Annotated in this window: 17 protein-coding genes; 11 read left to right on the top strand and 6 right to left on the bottom strand. The window is 64.9% G+C overall.

All coding sequences use genetic code 11. The features are described from left to right. Nucleotides 1-4 precede the first annotated feature (4 nt). The 6 genes from LPB04_RS05520 to LPB04_RS05545 all read right to left on the bottom strand — a co-directional run bounded on the left by LPB04_RS05520 (nucleotide 5) and on the right by LPB04_RS05545 (nucleotide 6,787). On the bottom strand, nucleotides 5-940 hold the full coding sequence (locus LPB04_RS05520) for an N-acetylglucosamine kinase (protein ID WP_227496628.1): 936 nt from the start codon (nucleotides 938-940) through the stop codon (nucleotides 5-7). After that, complete coding sequence (locus LPB04_RS05525; RefSeq protein ID WP_407943879.1) at nucleotides 925-2,538, bottom strand: glycoside hydrolase family 10 protein; 1,614 nt, start codon at nucleotides 2,536-2,538, stop codon at nucleotides 925-927. The genes LPB04_RS05520 and LPB04_RS05525 overlap by 16 nt, the downstream gene beginning before the upstream one ends. A gap of 28 nt (nucleotides 2,539-2,566) precedes the next feature. Next, nucleotides 2,567-3,727 carry an acyltransferase family protein gene (locus tag LPB04_RS05530; protein WP_227496629.1) on the bottom strand — a complete coding sequence of 387 codons (1,161 nt, stop codon included), beginning with the start codon at nucleotides 3,725-3,727 and terminating at the stop codon, nucleotides 2,567-2,569. Between the two features lie 6 nt (nucleotides 3,728-3,733). After that, nucleotides 3,734-4,999 (bottom strand): MFS transporter, encoded by a 1,266-nt coding sequence (locus LPB04_RS05535; protein WP_193687736.1) that lies wholly within the window; start codon nucleotides 4,997-4,999, stop codon nucleotides 3,734-3,736. Between the two features lie 54 nt (nucleotides 5,000-5,053). Further along, on the bottom strand, nucleotides 5,054-5,956 hold the full coding sequence (gene murQ, locus LPB04_RS05540) for an N-acetylmuramic acid 6-phosphate etherase (protein WP_267878274.1): 903 nt from the start codon (nucleotides 5,954-5,956) through the stop codon (nucleotides 5,054-5,056). An 87-nt stretch (nucleotides 5,957-6,043) separates the two neighbouring features. Next, on the bottom strand, nucleotides 6,044-6,787 hold the full coding sequence (locus tag LPB04_RS05545; RefSeq protein WP_193687738.1) for a GntR family transcriptional regulator: 744 nt from the start codon (nucleotides 6,785-6,787) through the stop codon (nucleotides 6,044-6,046). A 112-nt stretch (nucleotides 6,788-6,899) separates the two neighbouring features. Between LPB04_RS05545 and LPB04_RS05550 the strand changes: the two genes are divergently transcribed. The 11 genes from LPB04_RS05550 to bioB all read left to right on the top strand — a co-directional run bounded on the left by LPB04_RS05550 (nucleotide 6,900) and on the right by bioB (nucleotide 20,328). Then, on the top strand, nucleotides 6,900-8,231 hold the full coding sequence (locus LPB04_RS05550) for a serine hydrolase domain-containing protein (RefSeq protein ID WP_193687739.1): 1,332 nt from the start codon (nucleotides 6,900-6,902) through the stop codon (nucleotides 8,229-8,231). 112 nt (nucleotides 8,232-8,343) lie between these two features. Then, nucleotides 8,344-9,591 carry a D-amino acid dehydrogenase gene (locus LPB04_RS05555; RefSeq protein WP_193687740.1) on the top strand — a complete coding sequence of 416 codons (1,248 nt, stop codon included), beginning with the start codon at nucleotides 8,344-8,346 and terminating at the stop codon, nucleotides 9,589-9,591. Between the two features lie 113 nt (nucleotides 9,592-9,704). Then, nucleotides 9,705-10,763, top strand: a complete 1,059-nt coding sequence (locus LPB04_RS05560; protein WP_193687741.1) for an AI-2E family transporter — start codon at nucleotides 9,705-9,707, stop codon at nucleotides 10,761-10,763. A gap of 108 nt (nucleotides 10,764-10,871) precedes the next feature. After that, complete coding sequence (locus LPB04_RS05565; RefSeq protein ID WP_193687742.1) at nucleotides 10,872-12,932, top strand: PAS domain-containing sensor histidine kinase; 2,061 nt, start codon at nucleotides 10,872-10,874, stop codon at nucleotides 12,930-12,932. Between the two features lie 55 nt (nucleotides 12,933-12,987). Further along, nucleotides 12,988-13,452, top strand: coding sequence for a YchJ family protein (locus LPB04_RS05570; protein ID WP_193687743.1), 465 nt, complete (start codon nucleotides 12,988-12,990; stop codon nucleotides 13,450-13,452). 23 nt (nucleotides 13,453-13,475) lie between these two features. Further along, complete coding sequence (locus tag LPB04_RS05575) at nucleotides 13,476-15,083, top strand: carboxyl transferase domain-containing protein (protein ID WP_193687744.1); 1,608 nt, start codon at nucleotides 13,476-13,478, stop codon at nucleotides 15,081-15,083. A 9-nt stretch (nucleotides 15,084-15,092) separates the two neighbouring features. After that, a complete protein-coding gene (locus LPB04_RS05580) occupies nucleotides 15,093-15,878 on the top strand; it encodes an enoyl-CoA hydratase/isomerase family protein (protein WP_193687745.1) in 786 nt (261 codons plus the stop codon). Between the two features lie 32 nt (nucleotides 15,879-15,910). After that, a complete protein-coding gene (bioA, locus tag LPB04_RS05585) occupies nucleotides 15,911-17,251 on the top strand; it encodes an adenosylmethionine--8-amino-7-oxononanoate transaminase (protein ID WP_193687746.1) in 1,341 nt (446 codons plus the stop codon). 2 nt (nucleotides 17,252-17,253) lie between these two features. Further along, nucleotides 17,254-18,435, top strand: a complete 1,182-nt coding sequence (bioF, locus tag LPB04_RS05590) for an 8-amino-7-oxononanoate synthase (RefSeq protein WP_193687747.1) — start codon at nucleotides 17,254-17,256, stop codon at nucleotides 18,433-18,435. Further along, complete coding sequence (bioD, locus tag LPB04_RS05595; RefSeq protein ID WP_193688865.1) at nucleotides 18,435-19,271, top strand: dethiobiotin synthase; 837 nt, start codon at nucleotides 18,435-18,437, stop codon at nucleotides 19,269-19,271. The genes bioF and bioD overlap by 1 nt, the downstream gene beginning before the upstream one ends. A 22-nt stretch (nucleotides 19,272-19,293) precedes the next feature. Further along, nucleotides 19,294-20,328, top strand: coding sequence for a biotin synthase BioB (gene bioB, locus LPB04_RS05600; protein ID WP_193687748.1), 1,035 nt, complete (start codon nucleotides 19,294-19,296; stop codon nucleotides 20,326-20,328). The last annotated feature ends 33 nt before the right edge of the window (nucleotides 20,329-20,361 follow it).

Raw genomic sequence — 20,361 nt, forward strand, 5'->3', positions numbered from 1 at the left:
GTAATCAGGTCGTATTGCCGTCGGCAACGGCCAGGCGGGCGGCGGCGTGGTGGGCGCGCATCGCAGTGTGGGTGAGCTGCGTATTGTCCGGCAGGCTGGCGCGCATGCTTGCCACGATAGACGGGTGCAGGTCGGCGGCGCGGCCGGCCAGGGAGACCGGGCGCGGTCCGAAGCGGTGCAGCAAGGCGTTCGCCAGGCGGCCCAGTTCGCGGCCGGCTTCCGACAAAATGGCGGCGGCGGCCGGATCCTGCCCGGCGCTGGCGGCGACCGCCAGCGCCAGCTTGCCGACCTCGCCGCGTTCCTGGCCATAGATGAACTGGCGCGAACAGGCCCAGTCCGAGCCGCCGACGTGATCGAACACGGCGCGCGCCATGGGCGAATGTTCCCAGCTGCCCGGCGCCTCGTCCTCGCGGCGCCAGATGTGGCGCAATGCTTCGCGTGCGATCCAGAAGCCGCCGCCGCCGTCGTCGAGCACGACGCCGCGGCCGCCGGCCCGGTGGAATTGCCCGTCGTCATCAATAAAAGCGCCGATGGAGCCGGTGCCGGCATACACGAGGTAGCCTTCGCCAGGCATGAAGCTGGCGCGGTAGGCAATCTCGATGTCGTTGCACATGGCGATCGCACCCGGCGCAATGCCGAGCAGTTCGGCCAGCCAGCTTGCCAGGAGTTCGCCGTCGCCGCCGAACCCGGTCAAGCCGGCGCGCACGCGGGCCGGTTGCGCCTGCGCCAGTACCGCGCGCGCGAGCTCGGTAAACGTGGCGTGCACGCTGGCGCGGCCGTCGGGCTTACTCATCTGCAAGGCGGACAGGCCGGCAACGGTGCCTTCGGCCAGGATTGCGCCATCGGGCGCTGCCAGCGCCCAGCGGGTCTGGGTGCCGCCGGCATCGATGCCCAGGCCGATGCCTGGTGTCGCCGCGCCAGGCATCAGGGCTTGCCCCATACCTGGATCCGGTCGCCTTCGATCCCCAGGCGGTCCACCGCGCCGACGAACACCGCTTCCGGGGCGCCGAAGCGCGCATCGTCCGCCAAGGTCCAGTCCACTTTCGAGGCCGGCACGACATTGAAACGCCACTCGTCGCCATGGCGCGACCACACCGTATATAAAGCGTTGGCCTTGCCGGCCGTCAGTTTCAGGTCGATCCCCTTGCCATTTCTCACCGCTTTGACGCGCGGCAGCCCCGGTTTCACGTTGCCGAGCCAGGGCGTGGCCGGCACCAGGGCCGGCGTGGCATAGGAACCGCTGCGCAGCTGGTCGGTAATGCCTTTGCGGTTCTGCATCAGTGCAACCATGCTGAAGTGTACGTGACCGCCGGCCTGCGGACGCGCACGGGTGGACTCGATCTGGCCGACGATTTCCTGCGGCGGATAATCCTTGCTCGGCGCGCCGATGCGGCTGGTGAACAGGCCCGGCCAGATGTGGCGGCCCTGCGTGTTCTGGCCGATCCAGTAGTCGAGCAGCACGTCATACGCCTGCGGCGCCTGGGCGCGCGCCCAGTACAGTTGCGGCGACAGGTAGTCGAGCCAGCCCTTCTGCAGCCAGAGTTCGGCGTCCGCATACAGCTTGTCGTATTGCGAGAAACCGGCAATCCCCGGCGGGCGGCGGTCCGGGCGGCCGAGGCCAAAGGGGCTGATGCCGAAACGCACCCAGCTCTTTTCGCGGTGGATGCCTTCGTACATGTCTTCGATGAGCTGATTCACGTTCTGGCGGCGCCAGGATGCGCGGTCGAGCTTGCCGCCGCGGGCGAGATAGCGTTCCCAGGCCGGGGTATCCGGGAAATCGAGTTCGGCTTTTACGCCGGGCTTGCCGTCCAGCGCCGCTTCGTTGCCGGCCACGGTCGGGGTGGCGTCGATCGGGTAAGGATAAAAATAATCGTCGATGTGGACGCCGTCGATGTCGTAGCGGCGCACCACGTCGAGCACCACGTCCAGCGTCTGCTTCGATGCCGATTCCTCGCCCGGGTCCATCCACATGAACTTGCCGTAGCGTTTGACGGCGGCCGGGTTGGCGCGGGTGATGTGATTCGGCGCCGCCGGCGAACGGGCGCCGTCGTGGCGGGCCCGGTAGGGATTGAACCAGGCGTGCAGTTCGAGGCCGCGCGCATGCGCCTCGGTGACCCAGAATTTCAGCGGGTCATACCAGGGCTGCGGGGCTTGCCCCTGGGCACCGGTGAGATATTCCGACCACGGCTCGATCGGGGACGCGTAGATGGCGTCGGCCGAGGGGCGCACCTGCAGCACGATGGCATTCATGTTCATCGCCTTGGCGCGGTCGAGGATGGCGATCGCTTCCGCCTGCTGCTGCGGCGCCTTCAGATTTTGCCGGCTTGGCCAGTCGATGTTCGCCACCGTCGAGACCCAGGCGGCGCGGAATTCGCGCGGCGCGCCTGGTGGCAGTTTACCCTCGGCGTGAATGGTGCCGTTCGGCGCGGCGCCATTCTGCGCGCCCTTCTGCGGCGTCGTACAGCTGGCCAGGAAACCGCTGAGCGACAACATGCCCGCCACACCGGCCAGCGCCAACGCGCGTTTTTTCGTATCCACCACTACCGCTCCCACATCTCGTTGATCGTTATACTTTCACAAACCATTTACGGCGCCACATCGCCCAGGCCAGCGCGAACATGCAGGCGTTGAACAGCAGCGCGTACAGCACCGAGGTATTGACCGCACCAATCGGCAAATCGCGAATCGGCGCGTACAGGGTGCGGCCGAGCGACTGGCTGCTGCCGTCCGGCTGCGCCAGCTTGATGAAACCGAACATCTTCGCCACCAGGCCCGAGAACGCGAAAATGAACAGCGCGTTCATGCCGTAGATCCGCAGCGGTGCCGTCCAGCGCGCCGCCGCTGCGCGCACGGCGCGGTGGGGATTGACGTCCAGCAGCCAGAAGAAGGCGCTGAATATTAGCAAAGCCCAGCCCGTCATCAGGAGACAATAGGACGGCGTCCACAGGCTTTTGTTGATCGGCATGAGGATGGCGTCGCCGATCACGCCCAGCCACAACAACAATAAGCCGGCCAGCAGCAGCCACACCGTCTGCTCGGTGCGGCTGAACTTACTCAGCAGGAAACGCCCTGCCAGCACGCCGAATAACTGGCTGCAGAGGGCGGGAATGGTCGTGAACAAGCCTTCCGGATCCCAGGTTTTGGTTTGCACCCACATATGCCCGCTCAGGAACATACGGTCGACGTAGGCGCCAAAATCCTTGCCCGGTTCCAGTACGCCAGCGCCGATGCCGGGCACTGGATAAAACAGCATCAGCGCGCTGTAGAGCGTGAGGAGGGCCGCGATGAGCGCCAGTTGCAAACGCCAGCCGCAGTAGACGACGATCGGCGCCGCCAGCAGCGTGCACAGGGCGATGCGCTGCAGCACGCCCGGGATGCGCACCTTTTCGAAATTGAAATACGGGATCAGGTTCAGCAGGAAGCCGATCAGGAAGATAAGGCAGGCACGTTTTGCCAGTTTGATCAGCAGTTGCGGTGTATTGGCGCCGCTTGCCGCCAGGCGGCCCAGCGACAAGGCCATCGAGACACCGCCAATGAACAGGAAGAAGGGGAAGATGGTGTCCGTAAACGTCCAGCCGTTCCACTTGGCGTGTTCGAGCTGGGAATACAGCTGACTCCAGTCGCCGGGGTTGTTCACCAGCACCATGGCGGCGATCGTGAAACCGCGGAAGCCGTCGAGCGAAGCCAGGCGGCCGGGGGCATCGCGCAGGGCGGCGGGTGTCTCCATGGTCCCTTATTTCTTCCCGAATTCCGGATCGATTTTCACCAGGGCCGCCATGATGAACGCCGGAACGGTCGCCACGCAGACCCAGATGAAGAAATGCTGATAGCCCAGGTATTCCTGCAGCCGCCCGCTCCACATGCCCGGCACCATCATGCCGAGCGCCATCAGGCCGGTGCAGATCGCGTAGTGCGCCGTCTTGTGCTCGCCATCGGAGACCATGATCATGTACAGCATCATGGCGGTGAAGCCGAAGCCGTAGCCGAACTGCTCGATCGCGAGGAAAGCAGAGACCAGGTAAATATTCGTCGGCTGGGCCTGCGACAGGTAGACGAAGACCAGGTCCGGCAAGTGCACCGCGAACACCATCAGCCACAGGCAGCGTTTCAGTCCCAGGCGCGAGATCAGATAACCGCCGGCCAGGCCGCCGATCGTCAGCGAGATGATGCCGATGGTGCCGTAGGCCCAGCCGTACTGGGCGGTGGTGAGGCCAAGTCCCCCTTTTTCCAATGGATCCTTGAGGAAGGGCGCCACCAGTTTCAGCAGCTGCGATTCACCGAGGCGGAAAGTCAAAATGAAACCGAGGATCAGCCAGATGTCGCGCTTGCGGAAGAAGGCGCCGAAGGTGCCGAAGAATTCGCGCAGCGGATTGCTGCCGGCTGCCACCGCGTGGTCCGCCTCCGGCTTGGGCAAGACCAGCTGGTGCCAGGCGAAGGCGGCGGCGAACATGCCGGCCAGCACGAAGAAGACGATCGACCAGGCTTGATGGGCATCGCCGAGCGAGACGGCGAGATAGCCGGCCAGTACGACCAGCGGCCCCTGCCCCGCGAGGGTCGCCAGCCGATAAAACGTGCTGCGCACGCCGACGAATGCGGCCTGGTCCTTCTGGCGCAGGCCCAGCATATAAAAGCCGTCGGCCGAGATGTCGTGGGTGGCGGAACTGAAGGCCATCAGCCACATGACGGCCAGGCTGACCATGAAGAAGGAAGGTAAATGCAGCACTGTGCCGACCGCCACCAGGGAAGCGGCGACGACCAGTTGCAGTAACACGGTCCATCTGCGCTTGGTGCCGAACATGTCCACGACGGGCGACCACAGCGGTTTGATGACCCAGGGCAGGTAGAGCAGGCTCGTGTAGAACGCGATGTCGGTATTCGAAATACCGAGGTCCTTGTACATGATGACCGACAGGCTCATCGCGACGACATAGGGAATGGCCTGGGCAAAGTACAGCGATGGCACCCACAGCCACGGACTTTTTGCTTGAGAAGTGTGCATACGGCTTTCGTGATCGATCGGGCAATGGGGCCGGCCGGCCCTACCGCGTCACGGTCACTGGGCCAGTGCCTGGCGCACGCTTCCGCGTGCATTCTCCAGCAAGACCCGTGCTTGCTCGACATTGGTTTGTTTGGACAAGGCCACGATCGCGGTCTTGACGTGGAAATCGCACTGCTCCAGCACCGCGCGCGCCGCGTCTTCGTCGACGCCGGTGGCAAATGCCGTCAGGCGAATCGCGCGCCGTACCAGCTTGGCGTTGGTCGCCTTCAAGTCTACCATCAGGTTGCCATGAACCTTGTTCAAACGCACCATCAAGGCGCTCGAAAAAGTGTTCAAGGCAATTTTTTGCGAGGTGCCGGCTTTCAAACGGGTGCTGCCGGAAATCACCTCGGCGCCGGTGTCGAGGGTGACGCCGACGTCGGCCTCGTTGGCGATCGGGGCGTCGACGTTATTCGCAAAGCCGATCGTCAGCGCGCCGACGGCACGCGCCGCGCGCAGCGCGCCCAGCACATACGGCGTGCCGCCGGAAGCGGCGATCAGCAGGACAACGTCATTCTTCGATACGTCCACGGCACGCAGGTCGGCCGCGCCTTGGTCGACATTGTCTTCCGCGCCTTCGACGGCGACGAACATGGCATCGCTGCCGCCGGCCAGCAGGGCCACGGCACGGCCATGCGGCCAGGAAAACGTGGGATACAGTTCGACGCTGTCGAGCAGGCCCAGGCGGCCCGAGGTGCCGGCGCCGACATAAATCAGGCGTCCGCCCGCTTCCATCCGCGGCACGGCGGCGGCCACCGCGGCGGCGATGCGCGGCGCGGCAGCGCGCACGGCATTGACCGCATTGATCTGGTCATCCACCAGCACGTTGACCAGTTCCGCGGTCGGGTACTGGTCGAGCAGGGCGTGGTCCTGGGCCGGGGTTTCGGTTTTCAGCATGGCGACTCGGTTCTGGCAGATTTTCGATAAAACCAGTGTAATACCAATTGGGCAAGACTTCCCATGAAAGTCAGGGCCGTCGCCATGCCGAAAAGTTATGCGTAATATTTACGCAGGGGCACGGCGCAGTTCGGCCACGAAATCGTAATAATCGCTGCGGCAATACGAATGCGTCAGTTCCACGGCGACACCCGACTCCAGGTAGCCGACCCGGGTAATGAACAGCACCGCCTGCCCTTCCGGCACGTCCAGTTGATGCGCCAGTTCGGCGGGCGCGTTCATGGCGCGGATGTGCTGCAGCGCGCGCACCGGCATCTGCCCGCTGCGCTCGAGGTGGGCGTAGAGCGAGTACTCTACCGCCTGCGGATCGGGCAGGACCTGGGCCGGGATCACGCTCGTTTCATAGGCCATCACCACTTCGTCGGCCAAACGCAAGCGCTCCAGGCGCGCTACCCGGGCGCCGGGCGACAGTCCCAGCGCCAGCTGCTCGTCGGCATCGGCGGCCACGACTTCCCTGCGTAACCAGCGCGAATTCGGCGTGTAGCCGCGCTGCTGCAGCTGCTCGGAAAAGCTCGACAGGTTCGACAGCGGCTGCTCGATGCGCGGCGCAATATAGTTGCCGGACCCGCGGCGGCGCACCACCAGGCCCTGCTCGACCAATTGATCGATTGCCTTGCGCGCCGTGACGCGCGAGACGCCCTGCTGCTCGGACAGGGTGCGTTCCGAGGGCAGCGCCTGGTCGGCCTGGTAGCGGCCCTCGCGCACGTCCCGGGTCAGCTTGCGGGCAAGCTGCATGTAGAGCGGCGAGTTGTCGTTGAGATCGATTTTGAAATCGATGATGGCCTGGTTCATGTGTAGTAAAGGGTAAGGATCCCCCTTAGTGTAAGGGCAGCATCGGCATCCAGACTGAAAATTGTTCGAAGCGCATGCATTATGATGTGGCGGCCTGACAAAAGGAGACAGCATGAATGAACACCGGCGCACCGTACTTGGACTGGCCCTGCTCGGCGCATGCGAGCCCCTGCTGGCGGCCGTTCCCGTGAAGGGCGGACGGACTTCCGCGCACACGCTCGACGACGAGCTCAGGGCCATCGTGCGCGACCCCGCCTGCGAGCTGGCCAGCCTGTCGGTGCTGGCGATCCGCCACGGCAAACTGGCGTATGAGGGGCAGTTCGGCCGTCGCAGGATCGGCAATGGAGAGATGCCCGACCTGCCGGCGAACCGGGACACCCTGTACCGGATCGCCTCGATCTCGAAGATGATGACGACCCTCGGCTTGATGCGCCTGGTCGAACAAAATAACGTCGAGCTCGACGCCGACGTCTCCCATTACCTCGGTTTTACTCTGCGCAATCCGCATTTTCCGCAGCAAGCCATCACCCTGCGCCACCTGCTGACCCACCGCTCCTCGCTGCGCGACGACGCCGGCTATTCCTTCCCCGCGGGCAGCGCTTTGAGGGAGTTCGTGAAGCCCGGGGCATCCCTGCACGGTGAAGGCAAGATGTGGGCAAGCAATGCCGGCCCCGGCGAGTATTTTACGTATTGCAACCTCGGCTGGGGCCTGATCGGCACCCTGATGGAAGGCATTACGGGCGAGCGCTTCGACCGGCTGATGCAGAGACTGCTCCTACAGCCGCTCGGACTGCAAGCCGGCTACAACCCCGCCGAGCTGCCGCCGCCGGCACTGGCCAATCTCGCCACCCTGTACCGCAAGCGCACGCTTGACCCGGAAATCTGGGACGCGAACGGCCCGTGGATTGCCCAGGCCGACGATTACCACGCGCGTGCGCCGGCGCCGCCGCCCGGCATCGAGCGTTACGTCATCGGAGAAAACGCGACGCCCTTCAGCCCGACGGGCGGCCTGCGCATCTCGGCGCGCGACATGGGGACCGTGATGCTGATGCTGATGAACGGCGGCGTGCACGCGGGCCGGCGCATCCTGCGGAAAGCGACGCTGCAGGCCATGTTCACGCGCCAGTGGACGGCCGACGGCAAGGGCAGCAATGGCGACACCCTGAACGGCCTGTTCAATTGCTGGGGTCTCGGCAACGCCCAGTTCCCGGACCAGCCGGGACGCAGACTGGTCGAAGGCGGCTTCGACGCCGTCGGCCACCTGGGCGACGCCTATGGCTTGCGCTCGGTATTCGCCTTCGATCCGGCACGGAGAAACGGCATGATCGTCCTGGTCGGCGGCACCTCGTCGGACCCCGGCCTGCAACCAGGCGATTATTCGGCGCTGGCCCGCTTCGAGGAACGCATATTGACGAGTACCTTCCGCCACGCCATCGCCGGCTAGTGTCAGGTTCGCATGACCGCCGGTTATGGCCCGACGTTCCACTTTCATTGGCCCTGCGCGCGTCCAGCCCCTAAGCTCCTCCCTTATGTCAGCAAAATAACGGTGTATCGGGATGCAGCAAGGGGCGCAGGAAGTGATCGTCATCGGTGGCGGAGTCGTCGGGCTGACCTCGGCCTGGTGGCTGCTCGAGGCGGGCTTTCGCGTGACCGTCGTCGAACGCGCCCCCGAGGTCGCGACCGGGGCCAGCAAGGCCAATGGCGGCCAGTTGAGCTACCGGTACGTCTCTCCGCTGGCCGATGCCGGCGTGCCTTTGAAAGCCATCGAATGGCTGTTCCAGGAACACGGTCCGCTGCGCTTCAAGCCCGAATTCGACTTGCGGCAGTGGACCTGGCTCGCCAGTTTCCTCGGCCAGTGCACGGCTGCCGCAAACCGGCGCACCACGGCCAAACTGCTGGAACTCGGTGAACTCTCGCGCGCCGGCATGAAGCAGCTCGACGCCATCGTCTCCCCCGATGACTTCTCCTGGCGCGACGCCGGCAAGCTGGTGGTGTACCGTTCCTCCAAGGTGTTCGAACAGGCGGCCGGCAAGGCGACCGCCGGAGAAATCTGGAGCGGCGCCGAATGCGCGCAGCGCGAACCGGCCCTGGCCGCGGCGCGCTCGCTGCTGGCCGGCGGCATCTATAACGGCGGCGAAGCGGTCGCCGACTGCCACGCCTTCTGCGTGAAGCTGGCCGAACGCGTGCGCGCCCACCCGCGCTTCAACCGGTTTGTCCAGGCCGAGGTGACGCGGATTGCCGGCACTGGCGGACGGGTCGTCGGCCTCGACACGAATGTCGGCGCCATCGGCGGCGACGCCTTCGTGCTGGCGGCCGGCATCGAAAGCCGCAACCTGGCCGCCCACGCCGGCATCAAGCTGCCGCTGTATCCATTGAAAGGCTACAGCCTGACCGCGCCGATCCGCCCGGGAGACATCGCGCCCGAAATCAGCGTCACCGATTTCGAGCGCAAGGTGCTGTATGCGCGCATCGGCGACCGGCTGCGCGTGGCGGCGATGGTCGATATGGTCGGCGAAGATGTCACCCTGAATCCGAAGCGCATCGGCAGCCTGAGCCGGCAAGTGAAGGAAACCATGCCGCACGCGGCCGACTACGACCGCATCTCGGCCTGGGCCGGCCTGCGCCCGGCGACCCCGAACAGCGCCCCGATCATCGGTGCCACGGCCCTCTCGAACCTGTGGCTGAACGTCGGCCACGGACCGCTCGGTTTTACCTTTGCCGCCGGCACCGCGCGTATCCTGGCCGACCTGATGACGGGCAAGGCGCCGCCGTTTGCATTGGACATGCTGGCATTGCGGCATTAACAATCACAAACCATCCACCGAGGGTTTTTTCTTGCCCGGCGTTTTGCCCGGCGGCGTGTCTTGCCCCGAATGCTCTATCATGAGGCCAACATTATAAAAAGAGCATTGGCACCATGACTCAGTACACCCTGCAACAAAAATTCTTCCTGCTGCTCCTGGCGCTCGTCACCGTCGCCTTCGTCTACATCCTGCTGCCGTATTCGGGCGCCATCTTCTGGGGCGTGGTGCTGGCCATCCTGTTCGCCCCGCTGTACCGGCGCCTGCTGCGCCAGACGAAGCAGAAGCCGAACCTGGCCGCCCTGCTTACGCTGCTGTTGATCGTCGTGATGGTCATCCTGCCGGTGTCCCTGATTTCCGCTTCATTGGTAAAGCAGGCGGCCGGTATCTACGAGATGGTCAATTCAGGGCAGATCAATGTCGGCGCCTATTTCCAGCGCGTGCTGCATGCGCTGCCGCAGTGGGTCGTCAACCTGCTCGCGCGTTTCGACCTGACCGACCTGGCCTCGCTGCAGCAGAAGCTGGCGGAGGGCGCGGCGCAAGTGAGCCAGACGGTGGCGCGCCAGGCCCTCGCAATCGGCAGCAAAACCTTCGATTTCCTGGTCGGCATGTTCGTGATGCTGTATTTGCTGTTCTTCCTGCTGCGCGACGGCCAGGCGCTGGCGAGCCGTGTCCGCAGCGCCATTCCGCTCAGCCTCAAGTACAAGCAGCGCCTGTTTACCAATTTCACGACCGTGATCCGGGCCACCGTCAAGGGCAATGTGCTGGTCGCGGCGGCGCAGGGCGCCCTGGGCGGCCTGATCTTCTGGTTCCTCGGCGTGCAGGCGCCGCTGCTGTGGGCAGTGGTGATGGCCTTCCTGTCGCTGCTGCCGGCCATCGGCGCGGCCGTCGTCTGGGCGCCGGTGGCGGTCTATTTCCTCGTCACGGGCGCCATCTGGCAGGGCGTGGTCCTGATCGCCTTCGGCGTGCTGGTGATCGGCCTGGTCGACAACCTGCTGCGCCCGGTACTGGTCGGCAAGGACACGAAAATGCCGGACTACCTGGTGCTGCTCTCGACCATCGGCGGCATGGCCTTGTTTGGCCTGAACGGTTTCGTGATCGGTCCGGTCGTGGCCGCCCTGTTCCTCGCCTGCTGGGATCTGTTCGTGGCGACCGAAGAATTCCAGGCGACTTGAACACAGCGGTGTTCCAAGGCATGATGATAGTTGAGCAAATACGCTGAAACTATGACATCATGCCGCGCACGCGGCCAAGCTGGTCGGCCCCCTCCGCTCCTCGACACCATGCTGCCCGATCCCGCCACCGCCCCTTCCACGCCAGAACCCCATGCCAGCTCCGAAACGCGGTTCCGGGAACTGTTCGAGCAGGCGCCGACCAGCATCCAGATCGTGGCCCCGGACGGCCGTACCCTGCGCGTCAACAAGGCCTGGGAAGCGCTGTGGCAGATCCATGAAGGCACATCCCTGTACGCCTTCATCCTCGGCGAGTACAGGCTGCTGACCGATCCGCAACTGATCGCGACCGGCATCGTCAGCTATTTGCAACGCGCCCTGAACGGGGAATCGGTCGAGATTCCGGCGATTTACTACGATGTCGTGGCCCTGGGCGGCAGCGGGCGGGCGCGCTGGGTGACGGCGCGCGCGCATCCGATCAAGGATCACACGGGGCGCGTCCTCGAAGTCATGCTGATGCATGAGGACATTACCGAGCGCATCGCCGCCGAACAGGCGCTGCGCGAGCGCGAACAGCGTTTCCGCTCGCTGGTGATGGCAACTTCCCAGACCGTGTGGAGCACGACGCCGGACGGCCGCGTGCTCGAGGACTCGCCAAGCTGGCGCGCCGTCACCGGCCAGAGCTATGACGAGTGGAAAGAGTACGGCTGGCTCGACGCCGTGCATCCGGACGACCGCGAACGGGCCCGCCGCACCTGGCTCGACTGCGCCGCGACCGGCACCGTCTACGAAACCGAATACCGCCTGCGCCAGCTCGACGGTTCCTATCGCTGGATGGCCGTGAAAGGCGTGCCGATCGCGGATGCCGATGGCGCGGTGCGCGAATGGATCGGTGCCACCAAGGATATCGACGACATGGTGAGCGCGCAGGCCGAACTGGCCGAACGCCTCGGCCGCGAGCAGCGCCATTCGGCCCTGCTGGTCAAGGTGGCGCAGGCCTCGCGCACGCTCGGCAGCGCCCTGTCGAGCCAGGACATTGCCGCGGGCCTGGTCGAGGAAGTGCGTGCCATCCTGGAAGTGCACCAGGCGGTCGTGTCCCTCAACGTGGCCGGCGACCAGGAAATCAATGCGGTGTCGATGTCCGACAAATACGCCCGCTACCGCAGCTTCGACGTCAAACCGAACGGACACGGTATCTATGCCGAGGTCTGCCGTACCAACCGGGTCATGCGCCTGACCCAGCAGGAGCTGGAAGCCCATCCAGCCTATAAAGGGTTCGGTGAACATGCGGCGCGCCACCCGACCATGCGCGGCTGGCTGGCGGTACCGCTGGTCGACCGCAAAGGCCAGAATATCGGCCTGATCCAGGCCTCGGACAAGCTTCAGGGCGATTTCACGGAGCAGGACGAAGCCATCCTGGTGCAACTGGCTTCGGTCGCGGCGAACGGTTTCGAAAACGCCCGTCTGTACAGCTCGCTGAAGGAGCAGGACCGCAGGAAAGACGAATTCCTGGCCATGCTGGCGCACGAGCTGCGCAATCCGCTGGCGCCGATCGCCTCCGCGGCCGAGCTGTTGAAGATCGGGATTGCCAGCGAAGAGCGGGTGCGCCGCTCGAGTGAAGTCATCAGCAGGCAAGTCAAACACATGACTTCGCTGGTCGACGACCTGCTCGACATCTCGCGCGTCACCCGCGGCCTGATCCAGCTGGAACACGTCGTGGTCGATATTGCCGCCACCATCCGCAGCGCCGTCGAGCAGTCGCGGCCGCTGATCGAAGCGCGCGAGCACAGCTTACGCATCGAACAGGACCCAATCGGCGCCAAAGTCATGGGCGACCCGAACCGGCTGGTGCAGGTCGTCGCCAATTTGTTGAACAACGCGGCGAAATACACGCCGCGCGGCGGGCACATCCTGCTGGCGGTGGAGCGCGCAGGGTCGACCGTCCACATCCGCGTGCAGGACAACGGGATCGGCATCGACACGAACTTGCTGCCGCAGGTGTTCGACCTGTTCACCCAGGCCGAACGCACGCCGGACCGCTCGCAGGGCGGACTCGGGATCGGCCTGGCGCTGGTGAAAAACGTGGTGAACTTGCACGGCGGCACGGTGACGGCGGACAGCAGCGGTCCGGGTCAGGGCAGCGTGTTTACGGTGTCGCTGACTACAATTTAAGCAGCCCGGGTTGCCGGCGGCGTCGGCCCCCGCCAAAATCGCGGATAATCGCGGGATGCCCACACCGACCATCTCTTCAGGCGCCTGTCCCTGCGGCGGCGCCTCGTACGCCACTTGCTGCGGCCCCTACATCGCCGGCGCGGCCCTGCCCCCGACCGCCGAAGCCCTTATGCGCTCGCGCTATACGGCCTATACCCAACGCGATGAGGCCTATCTGCGCGCGACCTGGCATCCGAGCACCCGGCCGCGCGACGCCATCGTCGACCCCGACGAAAAACTACGCTGGCTCGGCCTGGAGATAAAATCTGCTTTACGTTTACGTCAACGTAAAGCAGAATTGGCCCATCATCCAGATAGCGATCGAGACAGCGATCGGAATACGGTCGAATTCGTCGCCCGCTTCAAGGTCGGTGGCCGCGCGCACCGCTTGCACGAGACCAGCCGTTTTATACGCGAGCCCGACCCGGAGATCGGCGGCCAGGTTCGCTGGTTCTATCTGGACGGCACATTTCCCGAGTAACAGGTTATAAAAACGAGGACGGCATGCCCCACATCGAGAGCAAACTCAACCCGCGCAGTGAAGACTTCAAGGCCAACGCCGCGGCCATGCAGACCATCGTCGACGATTTGCGCGCCAAGGTGGCCGCGATCGCCGAAGGCGGCGGCGAAGCGGCGCGTAGTAAACATGTGGCGCGTGGAAAATTGCTGCCGCGCGACCGCGTGCAGATGCTGCTTGACCCGGGTACGCCCTTCCTCGAGTTTTCGCAACTCGCCGCCTACGACATGTACGAAAACGCGGCTCCGGCGGCAGGCATCATCACCGGCATCGGCCGCGTCGCCGGCCAGGAATGCGTGATCGTGTGTAACGACGCCACGGTGAAAGGCGGCACCTATTACCCGATGACGGTGAAAAAACACCTGCGCGCCCAGGAAATCGCCGAGCAAAATAAACTGCCATGCATCTACCTGGTCGACTCGGGCGGCGCGAATTTGCCGAACCAGGACGACGTGTTCCCGGACCGCGACCATTTCGGCCGCATCTTTTATAACCAGGCGAATTTATCAAGCCAGGGCATCCCGCAGATCGCCGTCGTCATGGGTTCCTGCACCGCCGGCGGCGCCTACGTGCCGGCCATGAGCGACGAATCGATCATCGTCAAGGAGCAAGGCACGATCTTCCTGGGCGGCCCGCCATTAGTAAAAGCGGCAACCGGCGAAGTCGTCACGGCCGAGGACCTGGGCGGCGGCGACGTTCATACCCGTTTATCGGGCGTGGTCGACCACCTGGCCCAGAACGATCTGCATGCGCTGTCGCTGGCGCGCACCATCGTCTCGAACCTGAACCGCGTCAAACCGGTGCAGGGCGCGACCCGCGAATCGGTCGAGCCGAACTATGCGCCGCAGGAGCTGTACGGCGTGATTCCGGTCGATACGAGAAAACCTTTCGACGTGCGCGAAGTGATCGCGCGCGTGGTCGACGGGAGCGAATTCGACGAATTCAAAGCGCGCTACGGCACCACCCTCGTCTGCGGCTTCGCCCACATCTACGGCGTCAAGGTCGGCATCATCGCGAATAACGGCATCCTGTTCTCGGAGTCGGCATTAAAAGGCACGCACTTCATCGAACTGTGCTGCCAGCGCAAGATCCCATTGGTCTTCCTGCAGAACATCACCGGCTTCATGGTGGGCAGAAAATACGAGAACGAGGGCATCGCCCGCAACGGCGCCAAGATGGTGACCGCTGTCGCCACGGCCTCGGTGCCGAAATTCACCGTCATCATCGGCGGCTCGTTTGGCGCCGGTAACTACGGCATGTGCGGCCGCGCGTTTTCTCCGCGCTTCCTGTGGATGTGGCCGAACGCGCGTATCTCCGTGATGGGCGGCGACCAGGCGGCGTCCGTCCTCGCCACCGTGAAACGCGACGGCATCGAGGGCAAGGGCGGCCAGTGGAGTGCCGAGGAAGAAGCCGCCTTCAAGCAGCCGATTAAGGACCAATACGAGCACCAGGGCCACCCCTACTACGCCTCGGCGCGCCTGTGGGATGACGGCGTCATCGATCCGGCCGACACGCGGATGGTGCTGGGCCTGGGCCTCTCGGCCGCGCTGAACGCGCCGATCGAAGAGACGAAGTTCGGCGTCTTCCGGATGTAAGGAATCGAGATGAACTACGACACCCTCACCATCGCGATCGCCGACAAGGTCGCCACCGTCACCCTGAACCGCCCGGAACTGCGCAACGCGTTCAACGAACAGGCGATCGCCGAGCTGGCCCTGGTTTTCGATGAACTCGGCCGCAATGAGCTGGTGCGCGCGATCGTGCTGGCCGCGAACGGCCCGGCCTTCTGCGCCGGCGCGGATTTAAATTGGATGAAGAAGATGGCCGGCTACTCGCATGACGAGAACCTGGCCGATGCGTCCCGCCTGGCCGACATGCTGCGCACGATTTATTTGTGCCCGAAGCCGACGCTGGCCAAGGTGCAGGGCGACTGCTATGCCGGCGGCATGGGCCTGGTCGCGGCCTGCGACATCGTGGTTGCCGCGGAAGGAGTAAACTTCTGCCTGTCCGAGGTAAAACTGGGACTGATCCCGGCGACGATCTCGCCGTATGTGATCAAGGCGATGGGCGAACAGGCCGCGCGCCGCTACTTTATTAGCGCCGAGCGTTTCGACGCGGCGGCAGCCTTGCGCATGGGTTTTGCGCACGAAGTCGTGGTCCCGGAACAGCTCGACACGACGGTGGCCGGCATCGTCAAGTCCCTGGTGTCGAACAGCCCGCACGCCGTCGTCGAAGCGAAAAAGCTGGTGCGCGAAGTGGTGGACCTGCCGGTGACGGATGCGCTGCTGCTCGACACCGCCGGGCGCATCGCGGCCATCCGCGCATCGAACGAGGGCCGCGAAGGCGTGGCCTCCTTCCTCGAGAAGCGCAAGCCGTCGTGGTTGAACTGATCGGCTGAACTGAACAAGCAATAGGAATCATTTTGAAGCACCAGACATCGTCCGACTGGATCGCACGCAGCCTGCGCAGCGTGTGGCACCCCTGCACCCAAATGCAGCACCATGAAGAGGTGCCGCTGATCGCGGTGAGCCGGGCCAAGGGGCCGTGGCTGTACGACCACGAAAATAAACGCTATCTCGACGCCATCAGCTCGTGGTGGGTGAACCTGTTCGGCCATGCGAACCCGCGCATCAACGCGGCTTTGAAGGACCAGCTCGACACGCTGGAGCACGCGATGCTGGCCGGTTTTACGCATGAGCCGGTGATCGAATTGTCGGAACAGCTGGCCGCCCTCACCGGCCACGCCCTCGGCCACGCCTTCTATGCGTCCGACGGCGCCTCGGCGGTCGAGATTGCGATGAAGATGAGTTTTCATGCCTGGCGCAATGCGGGGTTCAGCGACAAGCAGGAATTCGTCTGCCTGCAGGGCAGCTACCACGGCGAGACCGTCGGCGCCCTGTCCGTCACCGACGTCCCGCTGTTCAAGGATGCCTACGGCCCGCTGCTGCGCGCGGCGCACGTGGTCGCTTCGCCCGACGCGCGCAATGCGCTCGAGGGCGAGTCGGCACAGGACGTGGCGCGCCGCGCGATCGCCGATGTCGAGCGCCTGTTCGAAGAGCGTGCGAATAAAATCGCCGCAATCATCGTGGAACCGCTGGTGCAGTGCGCGACCGGCATGGCGATGCATGACCCGCTCTACCTGGAACTCTTGCGCGAGCTGTGCGACCGCCACCAGGTGCACCTGATCGCCGACGAGATCGCGGTGGGCTGCGGCCGCACCGGCACCTTCTTCGCCTGCGAACAGGCCGCGATCTGGCCGGACTTTTTATGCCTGTCGAAAGGGATCAGCGGTGGTTATTTACCGCTCTCGCTGGTGCTGACCACCGATGCGATTTATCAGTCCTTCTACAGCGAAGACATCACGCGCGGTTTTCTTCATTCGCACTCCTACACCGGAAATGCGCTGGCCTGCCGCGCGGCGCTGGCGACCCTGCAGATCTTCCGCGACGACGACGTCCTGAACCGCAACCGCGAGCTGGCCACGAAACTGACCATCGCGCTCGCCCCCCTGGCCGAGCATGAGCGCACGAAGGCCTTCCGCCAGCGCGGCATGATCTTCGCGTTCGACGCCGTCGAGCCGGATGCGGCGCGTGCAGCGAGCTTCGCGCGGCGCTTTTTCACCACGGCCGTCGAGAACGAACTGCTGCTGCGGCCGATCGGGCGCACCGTGTACCTCATGCCGCCCTATGTGCTGGACGAGGAAGAAATCGACCTGTTGGGGTCGCGCGTGAAATCGGTGTTCGAATCGGTGATGGCGGCCTGACCATGGACCTGATCGATAACATCAACCGCAAGCTGGCCGCGCTCGATGCGCAAAGCCTGCTGCGCCGCCGGCGCGTGGTCGATACCCGCTGTTCTCCGCTACAGGTGGTCGACGGCCGCGCCATGCTGGCCTTTTGCAGCAACGATTACCTCGGCCTGGCCGCGCACCCGCGCGTGGTCGACGCGCTGCGCACCGGCGCCCAGCTGTACGGCGCCGGCAGCGGTGCCTCGCACCTGATCAGCGGCCATAGCCGCGCCCACGCCATCCTCGAAGAGCGCCTGGCCGAACTGGTCGCACCCCATATCGAGGATGCGCGTGCGCTTTACCTGAGTACGGGCTACATGGCCAACCTGGCCGTGCTGACCGCGCTCGGGCTGGATGCCGACGCCGTCATTTTCTCGGAGGCGCTGAACCACGCCTCGCTGATCGACGGTGCGCGCCTGGCCAAGGCAGGCGTCAGCGTCTATCCGCATGGCGACGTTGCCGCGCTCGAGGCGCTGCTGGCAAACAGCACTGCCGCCACCAAGATCGTGGCCACCGACGCCGTCTTCAGCATGGACGGCAACCTGGCGCCGCTGCCGGAACTGCTGGCTTTGTGCGAGCGCCACGGCGCCTGGCTGTTCGTCGACGACGCCCATGGCTTCGGCGTGCTCGGCGCCCAGGGACGGGGCGCGCTCGAACATTTCGGATTGCGCTCGCCAAATATCGTGTATGTCGGCACGCTGGGCAAAGCGGCCGGCGTCGCGGGCGCCTTCATCGCGGCCCACGCCAGCGTGATCGAACTGATGATCCAGCGCGCCCGCCCCTACATCTATACGACGGCGGCGCCGCCGGCGCTGGCGCATGCCCTGCTCACGAGCCTGGACATCATCACCAGCGACGAAGGCGCGGCCCTGCGCAGCCATCTGGAGCTGTTGATCGCGCAGCTCGATGCCGACCTGCGCCTGGCACGCTGGCAGCGTCCTGCATCGAACACGCCGATCCAGCCGATCATCATCGGCGCCAACGACGAAGCGCTGCGCGTGGCCGCTGCGCTGTATGCGAAGGGCCTGTGGGTGCCTGCGATCCGCCCGCCGACGGTACCGAAAGGGACCGCGCGCCTGCGCGTGACCTTGTCCGCGGCCCACACCCATGACGAAGTCGCGCAACTGGTGACGGCATTGAATGAACTGGAGGCCATGTGATCAACAACCTGAACGATCCGCAGGAACCGGAGATCGAGATCGCCGTGCCGCCTGCACCCGTGCTGCCCGAGGTCGAGGTCGAGGACGAGCCGGCGAGCGCGCCGGGCGAGGCGCTGGCGGCGGAAGGCATTCCCAGCCGTTTCTGCTGCTTCGTCACCGGCACCGACACCGAGATCGGCAAGACGCTGGTGTCTGCCGCCATCCTGCACAAGCTGGTGGAGGCCGGCCACCGTGCCTGCGGCATGAAGCCGGTCGCGGCCGGCGCCGAGCTGGTTGACGGCGAACTGCACAACGAAGACGCCGACATGCTCGCCGCCGCCGGCAACGTGCACCTGCCGCAGAACATCACGACGCCCTTCATGCTGCGCGAGCCCTGCGCCCCGCACATCGCGGCCAGCCTGGAAGGCGTGACCATCGAGCCGGTGCCGATCATCGCTGCCTATGCCGAAATCCTGGCGGCGTCGGATGCGGTCGTGGTCGAAGGCGTCGGCGGTTTTTGCGTGCCCTTTTCAAACACCTTCGACAGCGCGCAGCTGGCCGAACAACTGAATTTGCCGGTGATCCTGGTCGTCGGCATGCGCCTGGGCTGCATCAGCCACGCGCTGTTGACGGTCGAGGCCATCATTGCGCGCAACCTGGTGCTGGCCGGCTGGGTCGCGAATACGGCCGACCCGGACATGCGCTTTTTTGAAGAAAACATCGAGGCTTTGGCGGCGCGCATCCCGGCGCCCCTGCTCGGCATCGTGCCGCGCCTCGAACAAGCAAGTGCCGCGAACGCGGCCCGATTCATCGATCTCGCAGGACTGCCGGGCTGGCCGTCCACGCGGGCTCTGTAACACACAAGCTGAAGGAAATCCCATGAATGTTCCCCAAACCGTCGCCCTCCACCGCCCGACCGCCGCGATTTCCGAGCGGCCCGACGCCACCTGGCCGCTGGCCGACGTGCTGGCCCTGTTCGAACTGCCGTTCAACGACCTGATGTTCCGCGCGCAAGAAGCGCACCGGGCCCACTTCCCGGACGGCGACGTCGAACTGGCGACCCTGCTGTCGATCAAGACCGGCGGCTGCGAGGAAGACTGCGGCTACTGCCCGCAGGCGGCGCGCTACGACACCGGCGTCGAAGCGAAAAAGATCCTCGACATCGACACGGTGCTCGACGCCGCACGTCAGGCCAAAGCCAACGGCGCTACCCGCTTCTGCATGGGCGCCGCCTGGCGCAGCCCGAAAGAGCGCGACATGGAAAAGGTCGAGCAAATGGTGCGCGAAGTGAAAGCGCTGGGCATGGAAACCTGCGCCACCCTCGGCATGCTCGAAGAGGGACAGGCCGAGCAGCTGAAAAAGGCCGGCCTCGATTTTTACAACCACAACATCGACACCGCGCCCGATTTCTATAACAACGTGATTTCGACCCGCGAATACCAGGACCGCCTCGACACCCTGGGCCGCGTGCGCCAGGCCGGCCTGAAAGTCTGCTGCGGCGGGATCGTCGGCATGGGCGAGACGCGCGAGCAGCGCGCCGGCCTGCTGGCGCAGCTGGCGAACCTGAATCCGTATCCGGAATCGGTGCCGGTGAACCACCTGGTGCAGGTCGAAGGCACGCCGCTGCACGGGCTCGATCCGCTTGATCCGCTCGAATTCGTGCGCACCATCGCAGTGGCCCGCATCATCATGCCGGAAGCGCGCGTGCGCCTGTCGGCCGGCCGGCGCCAGCTGGGCGAGGCGGTGCAGGCGATGTGCTTCATGGCCGGCGCCAACTCGATTTTCTATGGCGACAAGCTGCTCACCACGGACAATCCGGAAGCGGACGACGACCGCGCGCTGCTGGCGAAACTGGGCCTGAAGACGCGCGCGGCGACGCTCGAATCGGCACCGAAGGAAAGCTGCGGCTGCTAAGGCCCGTCTACTTCATTCAACATTAAAAAGATA

This window comes from Massilia litorea (assembly GCF_015101885.1).
Classification (GTDB): Bacteria; Pseudomonadota; Gammaproteobacteria; order Burkholderiales; family Burkholderiaceae_D; genus Telluria; species Telluria litorea.

What these genes read in the sequence shown, in the direction of transcription:
- LPB04_RS05520 (WP_227496628.1), bottom strand. Translation starts at nt 940, where the DNA reads ATGGGGCAAGCCCTGATGCCTGGCGCGGCGACACCAGGCATCGGCCTG.
- LPB04_RS05530 (WP_227496629.1), bottom strand. Translation starts at nt 3,727, where the DNA reads ATGGAGACACCCGCCGCCCTGCGCGATGCCCCCGGCCGCCTGGCTTCG.
- LPB04_RS05535 (WP_193687736.1), bottom strand. Translation starts at nt 4,999, where the DNA reads ATGCACACTTCTCAAGCAAAAAGTCCGTGGCTGTGGGTGCCATCGCTG.
- LPB04_RS05545 (WP_193687738.1), bottom strand. Translation starts at nt 6,787, where the DNA reads ATGAACCAGGCCATCATCGATTTCAAAATCGATCTCAACGACAACTCG.
- LPB04_RS05550 (WP_193687739.1), top strand. Translation starts at nt 6,900, where the DNA reads ATGAATGAACACCGGCGCACCGTACTTGGACTGGCCCTGCTCGGCGCA.
- LPB04_RS05555 (WP_193687740.1), top strand. Translation starts at nt 8,344, where the DNA reads ATGCAGCAAGGGGCGCAGGAAGTGATCGTCATCGGTGGCGGAGTCGTC.
- LPB04_RS05560 (WP_193687741.1), top strand. Translation starts at nt 9,705, where the DNA reads ATGACTCAGTACACCCTGCAACAAAAATTCTTCCTGCTGCTCCTGGCG.
- LPB04_RS05565 (WP_193687742.1), top strand. Translation starts at nt 10,872, where the DNA reads ATGCTGCCCGATCCCGCCACCGCCCCTTCCACGCCAGAACCCCATGCC.
- LPB04_RS05570 (WP_193687743.1), top strand. Translation starts at nt 12,988, where the DNA reads ATGCCCACACCGACCATCTCTTCAGGCGCCTGTCCCTGCGGCGGCGCC.
- LPB04_RS05575 (WP_193687744.1), top strand. Translation starts at nt 13,476, where the DNA reads ATGCCCCACATCGAGAGCAAACTCAACCCGCGCAGTGAAGACTTCAAG.
- LPB04_RS05580 (WP_193687745.1), top strand. Translation starts at nt 15,093, where the DNA reads ATGAACTACGACACCCTCACCATCGCGATCGCCGACAAGGTCGCCACC.
- bioF (WP_193687747.1), top strand. Translation starts at nt 17,254, where the DNA reads ATGGACCTGATCGATAACATCAACCGCAAGCTGGCCGCGCTCGATGCG.
- bioB (WP_193687748.1), top strand. Translation starts at nt 19,294, where the DNA reads ATGAATGTTCCCCAAACCGTCGCCCTCCACCGCCCGACCGCCGCGATT.